Annotated in this window: 12 protein-coding genes; 4 read left to right on the top strand and 8 right to left on the bottom strand. The window is 37.0% G+C overall.

The window, feature by feature from the left end:
- The first annotated feature begins 23 nt into the window (after positions 1-23).
- The 3 genes from ACTJIV_RS03750 to ACTJIV_RS03740 are packed head-to-tail and all read left to right on the top strand — an operon-like array spanning position 24 to position 2,024.
- The gene (locus tag ACTJIV_RS03750; protein WP_440625679.1) at positions 24-1,295 is read left to right on the top strand and encodes a DUF2851 family protein; all 1,272 of its coding nucleotides are present in this window, start codon (positions 24-26) and stop codon (positions 1,293-1,295) included.
- The gene (locus ACTJIV_RS03745) at positions 1,288-1,509 is read left to right on the top strand and encodes a PspC family transcriptional regulator (RefSeq protein WP_034702977.1); all 222 of its coding nucleotides are present in this window, start codon (positions 1,288-1,290) and stop codon (positions 1,507-1,509) included. The genes ACTJIV_RS03750 and ACTJIV_RS03745 overlap by 8 nt, the downstream gene beginning before the upstream one ends.
- A 2-nt stretch (positions 1,510-1,511) precedes the next feature.
- Complete coding sequence (locus tag ACTJIV_RS03740; RefSeq protein ID WP_223558277.1) at positions 1,512-2,024, top strand: GNAT family N-acetyltransferase; 513 nt, start codon at positions 1,512-1,514, stop codon at positions 2,022-2,024.
- Between the two features lie 117 nt (positions 2,025-2,141).
- On the opposite strand, the gene ACTJIV_RS03735 is transcribed toward ACTJIV_RS03740, so the two are convergent.
- The 4 genes from ACTJIV_RS03735 to ACTJIV_RS03720 all read right to left on the bottom strand — a co-directional run bounded on the left by ACTJIV_RS03735 (position 2,142) and on the right by ACTJIV_RS03720 (position 5,340).
- The gene (locus ACTJIV_RS03735; RefSeq protein ID WP_111957240.1) at positions 2,142-2,876 is read right to left on the bottom strand and encodes an SIMPL domain-containing protein; all 735 of its coding nucleotides are present in this window, start codon (positions 2,874-2,876) and stop codon (positions 2,142-2,144) included.
- 71 nt (positions 2,877-2,947) lie between these two features.
- Positions 2,948-3,763: a carboxypeptidase regulatory-like domain-containing protein gene (locus ACTJIV_RS03730; RefSeq protein ID WP_111957237.1), complete on the bottom strand. Its 816-nt coding sequence runs from the start codon at positions 3,761-3,763 to the stop codon at positions 2,948-2,950.
- A gap of 17 nt (positions 3,764-3,780) precedes the next feature.
- Entirely contained in the window at positions 3,781-4,587 is an 807-nt protein-coding gene (locus ACTJIV_RS03725) for a hypothetical protein (RefSeq protein WP_440625676.1), read from the bottom strand.
- A 6-nt stretch (positions 4,588-4,593) separates the two neighbouring features.
- On the bottom strand, positions 4,594-5,340 hold the full coding sequence (locus ACTJIV_RS03720) for a carboxypeptidase-like regulatory domain-containing protein (protein ID WP_440625674.1): 747 nt from the start codon (positions 5,338-5,340) through the stop codon (positions 4,594-4,596).
- A gap of 168 nt (positions 5,341-5,508) precedes the next feature.
- Between ACTJIV_RS03720 and ACTJIV_RS03715 the strand changes: the two genes are divergently transcribed.
- Entirely contained in the window at positions 5,509-8,664 is a 3,156-nt protein-coding gene (locus ACTJIV_RS03715) for a UvrD-helicase domain-containing protein (protein ID WP_440625804.1), read from the top strand.
- 227 nt (positions 8,665-8,891) lie between these two features.
- Here the strand turns inward: ACTJIV_RS03715 and ACTJIV_RS03710 are convergent, their stop codons facing one another.
- The 4 genes from ACTJIV_RS03710 to ACTJIV_RS03695 all read right to left on the bottom strand — a co-directional run bounded on the left by ACTJIV_RS03710 (position 8,892) and on the right by ACTJIV_RS03695 (position 14,005).
- A complete protein-coding gene (locus ACTJIV_RS03710) occupies positions 8,892-9,401 on the bottom strand; it encodes a ferritin (RefSeq protein ID WP_223558274.1) in 510 nt (169 codons plus the stop codon).
- A gap of 126 nt (positions 9,402-9,527) precedes the next feature.
- On the bottom strand, positions 9,528-9,980 hold the full coding sequence (locus ACTJIV_RS03705; RefSeq protein ID WP_223558273.1) for a hypothetical protein: 453 nt from the start codon (positions 9,978-9,980) through the stop codon (positions 9,528-9,530).
- 174 nt (positions 9,981-10,154) lie between these two features.
- The gene (locus ACTJIV_RS03700) at positions 10,155-11,213 is read right to left on the bottom strand and encodes a hypothetical protein (protein ID WP_111957222.1); all 1,059 of its coding nucleotides are present in this window, start codon (positions 11,211-11,213) and stop codon (positions 10,155-10,157) included.
- A 137-nt stretch (positions 11,214-11,350) separates the two neighbouring features.
- A complete protein-coding gene (locus ACTJIV_RS03695; protein WP_440625671.1) occupies positions 11,351-14,005 on the bottom strand; it encodes a 4-alpha-glucanotransferase in 2,655 nt (884 codons plus the stop codon).
- Between the last annotated feature and the right edge of the window lie 4 nt (positions 14,006-14,009).

Here is a 14,009-nt window from a genome sequence, read left to right as displayed (position 1 = left end):
TTTCTGTTATATTTATCGTCACTATGACGGAAAAACTGCTTCAATATCTTTGGAACTATAAGGTTTTCAAACATTTCGACTTCAAGGATATTGAAGGGCATTCCGTTGAGATCATCAGCTTTGGAAAGTGGAACACGAATGCGGGTCCGGATTTCCTCGATGCAAAAATTAAAACAAAAGATCTGGTTATTGCCGGAAATATCGAATTGCACCTTCGAGCCTCCGACTGGGTCTTCCATAACCATTCTCAAGACCCCAATTACCAAAATATTATCCTCCACGTTGTTTACCAGAATGATGCTGAGATCGATGACCTTATCTCTAAAAACGTTCCTACACTGGAACTGAAAGACCATATTGACCAGGACATTCTCTGGAAATACGAAAAAATGATCAATGGGACTCAGTTTATTCCCTGCGAAAATATTTTTGATCCCAATAAAATTCCTCTTAATTTTCATGAAACCAATGTTCTTAAAAAGCTGGATGAAAAGTCTCAGGAACTGGAAAAAAGCTTAGAAAAGTATAAGAACAATTTTGAAGCGGTACTTTTTCACAGTCTCGCCTATTCTTTCGGATTAAAAGTAAATGCCCATATGTTCAGACAGATTGCTGAGTCCATAGATTTCAGTATTGTTAACAAAATCCGCCAGAATGAATCACAGCTGGAAGCCTTATTATTTGGTATTTCAGGATGGCTAGAGCATCCAAAAGACGAAAAAATGCTAATGTGGAAAAGGGAATTTGAATTCATCAGAAAAAAGTTTAGCATACCGGATCTGACATTACATCCTAAGTTTTTAAGGCTCCGTCCGCCCAACTTCCCCACGATCCGTCTCTCCCAGCTGGCAGATCTTTACTATAGGCATCAGAATCTGTTTTCAAAGATCATTAAAGCTGATAACATAGATAAACTTTACGAAGTCTTTGAACCGGTAAAAGCTTCGGAATATTGGGATTTTCATTTTAATTTTGGGACCCTTTCAAAATTCCAGCCAAAAACATTGAGCAGGGATTTCATTGAACTGGTGATCTTAAATACAGTGCTTCCTTTAAAATATACTTATCATAAATACCATAATGATGAAACAACGGATGAGATACTGGAGCTGTACAGAAACTTGACCGCTGAAAAAAATTCTGTAACCTCCGGATGGAGAAACCTTGGACTGAAGGTTAAAAATGCATTGGAAAGCCAGAGCCTTATTTTTCATCATAAAACCTCGTGTGAAGAAAAAAATTGCTTAAATTGCGGTATTGGATTTAAACTTTTAAAAGAATCTTCAAATGTTTGATAATATCCGCCACAAAATGGAACGAGAATGGTTTGGTGTTCTTACGAGAATGGGAGCTAAACTGGGGATTCCTGTATCCAAATTAAGGATCTTCTTCATCTATTCTACTTTTGCAACTGCCGGATTTTTCTTTCTGATCTATCTAGGGCTCGCATTTACGCTTTGGATCAAAGATATTTTTATTACAAGAAGACCTAGTGTTTTTGATTTATAATTATGGAATTTTTACCGATTACTTCTGCCGAAGACTATAGAGTCCAGGACATTTATACGTCTTACTCCAGCACTTTCCCTACGGATGAGCAAAGGGACTGGAAACAATTTACCGCCTTATTTTCAAACCCCCATGTAAAAGTAATTTCTGTACTTCATGAATCCCAGGCTATTGGCTATCTTATTATCTGGGAGTTGAGTTCTTATGTTTTTGTAGAACATTTCGAAGTTTTCGAGGCATTCAGAAGTCAGAAATTGGGATCACATATTACAGGGTATCTGTTTAAAAATTATCCGAGGATTATTTTAGAAATAGAACCTGATCATTTGGGTGACGATGCGAAAAGACGCTATTCTTTTTATCAGAAAAACGGATTTACCCTGATCGATGAAATGTATGTACAGCCGAGTTATGGTGAAGGGAAAAAGCCTCTTGATCTTTGGCTGCTGGCCAATTATACACCCGACGATATTAAACGTGTAAAAGATGAAATTTATGATGTTGTGTATCATTAAAATATAAAAACCGCCGGAGAATTTCCGGCGGTTTATTTTTTTGACCACCCTGTCAGGTCTTCGATCTGTCACCCCTCCGGAGGAGGGGAATAGATAGACGGTTATTTACAGAGGTTTTTAGTTGACTTCGTATTCCAGTTTTATGGTAATATTGGCTTCTTTTTCTTTGGAAGAAGTGTTGAATGTTCCACCGTAGGAATAATCTTCATTGGAATTGGGCTCGGTAATCTGAATAACACCCATTGTGGCCTTTTTAAGATTTCCCAGGCTGCTCCCTGAATTTTCCGCAATTTTCTCAGCTCTTTCTTTAGCATCTTTGGTTGCGCTGGCGATCATTTCCTGTTTTACTGTTGCCAGTTTGGTATAAAAATAAGATGGTGCTGAGGACGTAAATTCTATACCCCGATTGATGATCTCGGTAATATTTCTGGACAGATTCTCAATTTTTACAACTTCTTTACTTTCAATAGATACTTTTTGGGTAAGATTATAGCCAGAGAATTCACCCTGAACATAATTCCCATTAGAATCATTATAACTTCTGAACTGTTTTTGAATATCTACAGAAGAAAACACGATTTCGTTTTGTTTAATGCCCTTTGAAACGAGATAATCATTAATCACCTTCCTGTCTATGGCCAGCTCATCATAAGCCGCTTTTAAATCGGAATTATTTTTGGAAAAACTTCCAGACCACGTGATCAGATCGGAAGTAAACTGTTTGGTGCCCAATCCTGTTACGGAAATGGTATTTTCAGATTTATTTCTGTTTTTAATAGCATTCCCTAAAAAGCCAAGCCCAAGAACAAATCCCAGTGCTCCGACTGCTACCGCAATAATATTTTTATTCATAGAAATTGTGATTGATTAATTTAAGTAAGAGTACATCAATTTCTATTCCGAATTTTAAGAATTTTTTAACATTATTGCTGTATTTTTTTCTGTTTCAATCTTTCAAGGTAAACAGGCATGGTTTCTTCCATTCTCAATAACACTCCGGATAAATTTTTTGCTTTTACATAAGTGCGCACCTGGGGTTTAGCCTCAAAGGAATACTGTATAAACTCTGAAATTCTTTCTTCCGGGATTCCCGCCTGGGTAAAGTATTCATTATCCACTCTGTTTCTTACCCATGCAATATGTTCCTGCAGATCATCATACCTGTATTGTCTTTTCTGGCGCCTTGCTTTTCCGCTTATCAAATCATAAGCTCCCTGTACATCCAGGCTCCCTAAAAGTATCGGAATAAGCACCTGCTTCACTTCTGCCGGCTTTTCCCTCATTTTCCCGACGGGTTGGGGTAAGCCTACTGCCTGGCGTACCATCTCACCTTTATCTACTTTTGAGGCCAGCCTTGAATCCGTCTCAAGATCTCCGGTCGGTTTTTTAACTACCTTTACTTCTTCAATTTCTTTTGGGATCGGAATCAGAACAACCAAAAGCTGAGAACTGAAACCATTAGCGGGAACTGTAGCAGAAACCCTCCTGAAATCTGCTTTTACAAATCTCAACTCATCATTTGGATTAGCTTCAATAGAGAACTGCCCCATAGAATTGGAATAGGTTTTTTGGTCATTAGACATGTTGATAATAATCACTGAACTTAGGTTTTCGCCACTATCATCGGTAATACGGCCCGTAACTGTCTGCTGTGAGAAGAAATTATTAAACATGAATACAAGAAGAAATGAAACTTTTCTCCAGTCATTAATGCCAATATTTCCACCTGCAAAGCTCATGCTCTTATTCGTTAAGATTAAATACTGTCCAGTTTATGGGTTTTTCTGTATTCTGCAAAGGCTACTTTTAATTCATACTCTACAATATCTGCCTTAAAGTTTTTCCTGTATTTTTTTGCCATCATCCGGGTATCATTAGCATAGATTAAAAAATAATCTATCTGATCTTCATCCATGCCATATTTTCTCAGAAACTGTAAGTCTATTTCTTCCTTTACTCTTTTGATAAAATCCTGTGTTTCTGTATAATTGGCTTTGGTAATTTTAAGTTCTGTCGCTTTTTTGAACAAACCTACAGCAGCATCCAAAACTCCTAAAATACTTACCTGTCCGGCATTATAATCAGGTTTAAAGGTTTTTGAAACCGTATTATCCGGTAAAGCTTCATTCAGTGGGCTTTTCATATACTCATCCAACTCTGATCTTAAAGACACCACTTTTCTGGATTCATTAAGATGCCTGTTGTCTCTTTCCAGATTACCCGTAGGTTTATATGTGATCTTTACTTCAGGGATTTCTATTTCAGTTTTGTCAAGGCTTATTATTAAAGGAGAACTGAAATCTTCCTTCCTCATCTTTTTATCAAAACGGTAATATCCTTCTTTTACAAATCTAAGTTCATCATTTTCCGATGCTTCTATCGTAAAGTTCCCCGAAGTATCACTCAATGTGCTTTTCCTGTTGGAAACATTGATAATTAAAACCGGGTTTATATTTTTTTTGCTGTTATCTGTCACTGTTCCGGTTATCTGCTGCTGGGAAAAATATTCTGCCGAAACAAAAAAAGGAATTACGTAAAGGCTTTGTTTAATATAAGTTCTCATCTATGTTTATCTTTGAGTCTGTGGAGCGCGGAAAGAGAAAATTCTCGTCAGTACAAAACGTTGAAATCTATAAAGATCAGCATCACTGCAGAAACCATATTTCAGGATAGCTTTCCTTTCAAAGCCACCGGCCAGAACATAGCTTATAAAATGATCTATCTGAGACTTTTCAATTTTTAAATCCGTGAAGTATTCCTCACCAAGAGCTGTTTTCAGATAACTGCCAAGATCAATATCATCCCATTTGTTTTTCACTTTCCCAATAGAAAATCCCTGCCCTTTTGGCTGTACAAATTCTCCGGGTTTCGCTGCCAGTATTCTTGGGTCTGATTTCCGTGCAATATACCCGTCAATATCTTTGATTAGCTTTTCAACTTTTTTAGGTCTGTTCAGGTTTTTTGCATCTATTTTAAGATCACCGGTAATTCCCTGCTTGATTTCTACTTCGGGAATCAATATGGTGGCTCTTTCTAAAGTGATATTAATGGGAGATTCTATATTTTCCTTGGAAACTTTTTTAACGAGGCGTTCGTAGCCTGCCTTTACAAAGCGAAGTTCATCCCCTGCTCTTCCGGAAACCATAAAGTGTCCGTCCCGGTTCGTAACCGTTCTTTCATCAGTCCTGATATTAATTACAGTTACATCCGGGATTTCTGAACTATCTTCAGAAACTACTTTTCCAAAAATATAATTTTGGGCATGGGTGTTTATGAAAAAAAGAGTAGTAAGAAAAAAGAGTAGTTTAAATTTCACGGACAGTTTTTTATAGAGCAAATCTAAAATTATTTTTAAATTAAATGGTAAGTTTAACCACAGTTAACGTGTTTTAGGATTTCTTTTTGATTTTTGCTTGAGAAACTGTTAAATCGCCACTCTGAATTGTTAAAATTTCACTTAAAAATTAGCTAACTTGCAGTCTCAATTCTAAATTCAGCAATGCAAAATTCTTATACAGTGATCAATGCTTCAGCCGGGTCGGGGAAAACATATGCCCTTGTCCAGAGGCTTCTGATGATCTGTCTCCGCTACCCCAATCAACAGCAGTCGATCCGGAATATTCTCGCGCTTACTTTTACCAATAAAGCGGCCAATGAGATGAAGGAAAGAATTTTATCCTGGCTGGGAAAGTTTTCAGCGGATAATTTTGCACAAAACAGTGACCTGAAAAACATTCAGAAAGCATTTGAAGCTGATGGACTGAAAATTACGATTGACGAGCTCCATAACCGTTCCAAGAAACTGCTGGATTATGTGCTTCACAATTATTCAACGCTGAACATCGGAACAATTGACCGTTTTAATTCAAGACTGGTAAGAAGCTTTTCCTACGAATTGGGTTTAGCCAAAAACTTTAATCTTGAAATTGAAGCTGAACCGTTTCTGATCGAAGCTGTAGATAAAATGCTGGACCAAATCGGTGAGAATGAAAATATTTCCAATTCTTTCATGGATTATGTGGATTACAGTCTGGAAAATAATGAAAGGATCAATCTTAATAAAAATCTTTATGATTCTGCAAAAGAGTTTGTAAAGGATATTCACTATGAACATCTGAAAAGCAACAAAAGCTTTGATGACACGAATTACGAGAATATAAAAAATACGCTCAGAAAAGAAATCGTCCAGAATAAAAAACGGTCCGCCGAGCTTGCGGCCCAATCTATTGAGATTTTCCGGTCCAGAAATATTGATATAGAAGATTTTGCACAGGGAAAAAACGGGATCGGTGGATTTTTCACTAAGGTTCAGGATTTTTACAATCAGAAAAGACCGGGATTTCCATTTCCCACAACGCAGGAAGAATCTGTAGTCAACAATTACAGGAAGGGCGCTTCTTCGAAATCCAAAAATAAGGAACCTGAGATCTTCGAGATTCTGGACCAGCTTCTTGACAACAGAATGCAGCTGATCCTTTTATATATTGAAACCCAAAAGAAGGAAAAGATTCTATCTGCCCTTCTTCCGTTAAAAGTGAATAAAGACATTCAGGATGAATTAAAAAAAATTGAGGAAGAAAATGATCTTGTTCTGCTTTCAAAATTCAATATTCTGATCAATGAAAATCTTAAGAATGAGCCATCGGCCTTTATTTATGAAAAGGTAGGATCACAGTTTCAACATTATTTCTTTGATGAATTTCAGGATACTTCGGAACTGCAGTGGCAGAATTTTATTCCGTTACGTGATCACAGTGTTTCTACAGAAAATACTTCTTTTACGCTTGTAGGAGATCCTAAACAGAGTATCTATAGGTTCCGGGGTGGAGAAAGTAAGCTGATGCTGGATATTATCAACAAAAAAGAATTTTCGCCAAAGGAAGCAGCTCTTCTTGTTTTAAAGGACAACTGGCGAAGTGCTAAAAATATTGTACAGTTCAATAATGAGCTGTACCGGTATCATTCGGAAGGTCTGGAGGAGGAACATCGGAATATTTTCGGGGAAGATGCTGAACAAAGCTCGAAATCCCAGATTGAAGGCCGTGTAAAAGTCAGCCTGATCGAAAATCTTACGAATGAGGATTTTTATAATGATACTTCTGAAAGAATGCGGAAGGACATTCAGGAAAGCCTGGATAATGGCTTTAAGTTTTCTGACATTACAATCTTATGCCGCGGTAATTTTGATATTTTCAGCTATTCTCAAAAACTGGGAAATCTGAAAGTGAACTACCATGGGGAAGAAACGAATATTAAAACAATTTCTGATAAAGGCCTGACACTGGAACTTTCCAATACCTTAAAGGCTGTTATTGAATTTCTTCGGTGGGAAATCAACCCTAAGAACAAGCCCAATCTGATCATGATGATGTATTATCTGAATGCTTTGGGAAGAATTCATATGGCAGATTTCACATTGGAAATGAACAAAATCCTGGAGATAGAAACGCATGAGGAAATTCTTCAGTTTATTCAGAATACTTATTCCCTGAAGCTCAAACAGGACAACTTTCCGAGGTTCAATCTGTATAATTTTGTGGAATATTACATCAATGAATTTGCTGTGGAAAACAAGGAAACAGATTTTCTTCTGAATTTCCTTGAAATGCTTTTCAACTTTACACAGAATGCCGGAGCCAGCACGAAAGAATTTTTGAAATACTGGGATGAAGAGGCTTCTGCTTATACAATCCAGGCTTCGGAAAATATTGATGCTGTGCAGATCATGACCATTCATAAATCGAAAGGACTGGAATTCCCGATTGTATTTATCCCGATGATGAATAAAAACAGGGACAATGAATTCACTAACTGGTTTGACGCCAATAACGATGATGCTTTGAAATCAGTCAACATCAATCAGTTCAGCAAAAACCTTGAGGTTTATGATGAAGAAATAGAGGCATTTAATAAGAAAAATTCTTACAAAAACCTTATTGACAGATTATGTCTCCAGTATGTAGCGACTACCCGTCCTGTTGAACAGCTGTTTTTCTATCTTCAGAAAGCGAATAAAACATCCAATAATCTTGAGCTGCTGGAATTTTTCAACGGAAAAAATACGGAAGAATCTGATGAATTCGATCTGTATGAAGTACATCCGGAAATGCTGAAAAAGTATTCTAAAGATAAAACATCATTATTTAAGACCAAGGATATTCAGAACCTTAAAAATATCAATGAAAACAGAGCATCCATCAAGATTGCGACTCCCTCCAAAAATTACCAGGTGCGGAACGAAAAGGTAAGGATCGGGCTTTTTGTCCATGAATTACTTTCGAAAATCAATACGGAGAAAGATACAGCCAAAGTCCTGGAAAGCTATGTTCTGGACGGACAGATCACAGTGGAAGAGAAAAATGAGATCCAGGAAACTTTAGTTCAGATCATCCGAAAATATGCTGAATTTTTTGACGAGAAATGGGAAGTGATCAATGAAAAAGATATTATGATCTCAGAAAGAGGACAAAGCCATATTTTCAGGCCTGATCGTATCCTGAAGAGTGAAGAAGGCTATGTAATTGTAGATTTCAAAACGGGTGAAGAAACGGAAAAGAATCAGCAGCAAATTGAGAATTATAAACGCATTCTGGAAAGTCTGGGAAGAAAAGTACTAAAGACACAGTTGATTTACCTATAGCAGGAATCTGTATTATCTTTTCCACAAAGTTTTCCACACCAGGATGTTGATAAGTTTAAAAACAAGGCATCAATACACTGATTAACAATAGAATATAATAAATTAAAAAAATAATATTATTCACAATCGAAAGCACATCTCCAGATATTTTGTGGATAACCTGATAATGAAAATAACTCGCCCCGCCGTTCTCCGAACGGCGGGGCGAGTTTTACCATATAATTTGCTTAGGCTGTTGTAGCCGGTACAAAAACTCTCTGAGACAATTCCTGATCAAAAAGATATAATGCGGATGGATTATCGCACACCATCTTGATTTTTGTAACATACTGTGAAGCGCTAGCCTCTTCTTCTACCTGCTCATTAATGAACCACTGTAGGAAAGAAGTTGTTGCAAAATCTCCTTCATCATTAGCATTTTTCACAATGTTGAAAATACTTCTGGTTACTTTTTTCTCGTGTTCCAATGCTTTTTCGAAAATATCAGTAGCGTTTTCGAATTCATGTGGAGGTTTTGCAATCTCTCCGATGATAATCTCCCCTCCTACGTCATTTAAAAAATCAAACATTTTATCTGCATGCATCAATTCTTCTTTGCTCTGAACTCTGAAGTAATTCGCAATCCCGTCAAGATCTTTTCCTGAAAACCAGGCAGACATTGAAAGATAATATTGTGCAGCATATTGTTCGTGAGCTATCTGTTCGTTAATTAACGTTGCAATTTTTTCGCTGATCATAAGTATAAATTTATAGTCAAAAATAAGGAATAAAAGCCCGAAATCAAAGGTTTTAATGAAAATTAATACAAAAAGGACGAGAGAAAACCCGTCCTTCATACATTAAAAAATCAAAATTATGAACTGTTATTTTGCTTCCTGAACCGCAGTATTCATAGGCTTTCTCATCATTTTTCTGTCCTTCATTGCCACCTTTCTCTGCTCCATTTTAGCTTTTCTGTCGGCCTGCCATTTATCATACTGATCAGGAGTCAGGATTTTTTTCATATCAGCATCCATCTGAGCTCTTTTGGCTTTCATGTCTTCCATTTTAGCCTGTCTTGCTTCTTTATTTTTATCAAAGTCAGCTTTCATTTCAGACTTTCTTTTTTCATGAAGGCTTTTAATCTGCGCAACCTGAGACGCGTTCAGGTTAAGATCTTTCTGCATCTGATCAAGGTGCTCCTGATGCTTTTGCTGCATTTTTTGCTGCATCTCTGCTCTTCTTGCCTGTTTGTCCTGCGGAGTCGTTGTGGTCTGTTGTGCCATTGCAAAACCTCCTATTCCAATAAATGCTATTGCTAAAACTAATTTTTTCATCTTAAAAAATATTTAATTAATTGTTATACATCTTTTTGATTATTAGTCAAAAGATAAGTTAAACCGAAATATTCATAAAAAATGTTAATTTTTAATATTAAAATAATAAAAAAAGGACAGATCCTAAAATCTGCCCTTCACACCACTTAAATATAATATATGAAAATTATTATTTTATCTGTTTACCAGTCTGCCTCTGAAACCACCCCCTCTGTTTTCACTGCCGCGGTCGTTCTGTGGTCTCGGTGAATTTTCAGATCTGGAACCTCCACTGTTTCCTCTAAACCCTCCACTATTATTTTCTCTTTGTGGAGTTCTTTCCCTGTTCGCTTCATTATTTCCTCTGAAGCCTCTGTTACCACCATTATTTCCAAATCCTCCACTGTTATTTTCTCTTTGCGGAGCCCTTTCCCTGTTCGGTTCATTATTTCCTCTGAAACCTCCGTTACCACCATTATTTCCAAATCCTCCACGTGTTCCGTTATTTTCTGAATTCCCTCTGAATCCTCCGTTATTTCTTACCCCATTATTTTCATTGCGGAAACCGTTGTTCTGATCAGCCTGCTTACGGAAACCACCGGAATTATTATCTCTGGATCCTCTGAATCCATTATCAGATCTGCTGCTTCTGATTACATTAAAAGTAGGGTTGTCCATTCTTCGGAACTTCGCTCTATCTACTCTGTACACATTGATGTTTACATTCCTGTATCTCGGCATTACTGCATATCTCGGTGCATAATAGGTTCTTCTGTAATTCTGGAAGTAAACAATCGGGCTTGCTCCACGGTAATAATTGTTTTGGAAAACAACAAATACTCTTGGCCCTAAAATTCTTTCCAATGCATAGAATCTGTCATAATACCATCTGTCAGGATTGTATCTGTAAAAATTATTCCATGTAGAAAAATTCACATACAGGTTATTAAGACTTAAGATCTGATCAATCTGCCATCGGTTCAATCTGTTATCTCTGAAGAATACATTCCAGTTGATATTTACAACACTGTTTCTGTAGTCATTATAGTATCCCTGGTAATAATCGCTTGGATAATAATCCTGAGGATAGTTATAGTAATAATCGTCCGGGAAATAATTTCTGTCATCCTCATCATTATAATAGCCATCTCCATTCTGATAATATCCGTCATCTCCCCATCCGTTATTTGGATACTGCTGGGCGGAAGACAAAGCTGCCAGTCCCAAAGCAAATCCCAAAAGTATTTTTTTCATCTCTAATCGTTAATTGGTTAGTATATAGCAGAATATCTCTATTCTATCTTTTGGATATAAATAAAAAAAAGAAGTTAAATCCTAAGATGAAACTTCTTTTAATTTACTTTTAACTAATTGATAATCAAATGTTAAATTTATAATCTTCCACTATCTTTTATCCAATAGGCTATTTTTTCATTGAAATATTTTTTACCTTTTAAGTCCTCGAGCTTTAAATGCATCCTGTAGCGCCAGTAATGTGGGAAAACTGCCGGGTTATTAATCCTCTCATTATCCATGTTCTGATTGGTCAGCTCAGGTTCCGTTGCAAGAAATTCCTGGATTGGGAAAACAGCAAGCATCGCATCAGTGTAAAGATGCTGTTTCATAATGATTTCTGCAAGATGAGAATCCATTTCGTCCGGAGCTTTTCCATACTGCACCAATTGTTGATTAAAATATTTCTGTGTTAGTGCAGGATCTTCCTTCCACCATTGTCTCAGCGTTGAGCTGTCATGTGAGGAAGCCGTTACCACATTCATATAATCAGCTTTTTTAGGATTGTAAAACGGAATATTGTCTGACGGCATTCGCTGTACTTTTAAAGCAATGATCGCCAGCTCATCCATTACAACAGGCACGCAGGCAGGAACCATTCCCAGGTCTTCGCCACAGATCAGCATTTTCGTTGCATTAAGAATAACCGGCAGTTTCTCCATCGCTTTCTCGTACCATAGGTGATCCTGTCTTCTGAAGAAATAATCATGGTACAGCTCATAAATCGCCTTCCTTTCCCATTCTGAAAGATATTTATAGGAGTGGGTATTAAACACATTAAATCTTGGATGATATACTGTTTCGCCATTCCTTTCTTCAGTAAGGAACAAAACATTGGCACATAAAGAGATAAGTTTTTCTTCTACAGAGCCTTTTGGGTTCTTTTTGAAAAATTCTGCCAGCTTTCTCTGGGTATCAAATTCTTCTTTGAAGGAGTATGTTCCGTCATTATTGCTGTTAATAAATTCAAAAACTTTACTGCTGTCTTCCCCGAAATATTCCCACAAAATTCTTTCATTGATGAAAGGCTTACAGTATCTGTTGAAATCAAAAGGAATATGCCTTGCTTTAAATTCATCCAGAACAACAGGAACCGCAGGATAAAAGTAGCCTAAAATCCCTTGTGTAGCAGAAATTGGCATCCTCCAGATTCTGAAAAATCCTAAGATATGATCAATTCTCATAGCATCGAAATACTGCTCAAGTGCTTTAAACCTGTTTTTCCACCAGCGGTAATCATCTTCCTTCATAGCTTCCCAGTTGTATGTTGGGAATTCCCAGTTCTGACCCAGCTCTGTAAACTGATCCGGCGGTGCTCCGGCCTGGAAATCCATTCCGAAAAGCTCAGGTTCTGTCCATGCTTCCACAGAATGTCTGTAAATACCGATCGGAAGATCTCCTTTCAAGGATACTCCTAAGCTGTGGATGTAATCTACAGCATCTTTCAGTTGTAAATGAAGCTGGTACTGCACCCAGGCATGAAGCATGGAAGCATCATAATCTTTGCTTTTTGTGGTGAAAAACTGTGAAATTTTTCCTGCAATATATTTTTTATGGGTTTTCCAGTCGTTGAAGTTCGGAGTTTTATATTTATCCCTGAGTACACAGAATGCGGCATAAGGAGTCAGCCAGTAATCGTTGTCTTTTATAAATTTTTTAAAGTTCCTGTCCTTATAAATTTTCTCTTTTCCTGCATTGAAAACTGCTTTTAAAAACTTCCATTTTCCTGCGATCATTTTTTCATAATCAATCAGGTCAAGAGCATTCAATGCCTCTTTTTCAGACTGATATTCAGAGACTAATTCTTCCGGTAAAGCAAAATCAAGATTTTCCAGGCAAATATACTGCGGATGTAAAGCATAGACAGAAACTGCTGCATAAGGATAAGAATCCGTCCAGGAATAATTGGCAGTAGTATCATTTATCGGAAGGATCTGGATAATACCCAGATTGGTTTCCTTAGTCCAGTCGGCCAGCTTTTTAAGATCGGAAAATTCTCCTACTCCAAAACCGTTCTCACTTCTTAAAGAAAACACAGGAACTGCCACACCAGCATCATGATACATCTGGTAAGACTTGAATTTAAAATAATGATTGGAAACAATCTGCAGCACATCTTTCAACTGATTAGCAACCGTAAATCTATTTTCACCGGTTTCGACATCAATAATTTTTCCTTCTTTTTTGCTATAGAGACAATATTTAAATTGGATAAATTCATTCTCAGGAATTTCAACGGAAGCTTCCCAAACTCCAAAATCTGTCTGTGAAAGACGGATCGCTTTATCATAATTCCAGTTCCCCAGAGAAGCTGTACTTCCGAAAAGGGCAATTTCCCAGTCGGGATTGTAAACAGGTGCTTCAATTCTGAATAAATGGGTATGCTTTTTTAAAACTGCAGCTTTTTCGGGAACAAACTGATTAAGCTTATTATAAAGGATTTTATTGTTCAAATAGTTCTCGGGGAAATTTTTATTATTCCATTCATCGAAAATAATAAACTCTTTGTAGTTATGCGGGAAATTAAGATGGTGCAGCACAAATTCTTCTCTAAGAATATTGCCTTTTTCATCTGTAAGCTGATATTTATATGAGACTGATTTTGAAAAATAATCCACTTCACATTTCCAGATGCCGTTTTCTGCATAAAACAGGGCATGAGTCTGGACAACAGCTCCTTCCTCATCCACAATCAGGAGCAGTAAACTCTGTCCTGCCTTTGCATTATATCCTACATTAAAGTATAGCTTCATCTAT

Origin of the sequence: Chryseobacterium sp. 22532 (genome assembly GCF_052044665.1) — a bacterium.
GTDB classification, from domain to species: domain Bacteria; phylum Bacteroidota; class Bacteroidia; order Flavobacteriales; family Weeksellaceae; genus Chryseobacterium; species Chryseobacterium lathyri.
The sequence above is the reverse complement of the archived record's forward strand: the minus strand, read 5'-3'. Positions and strand labels throughout refer to the sequence as shown.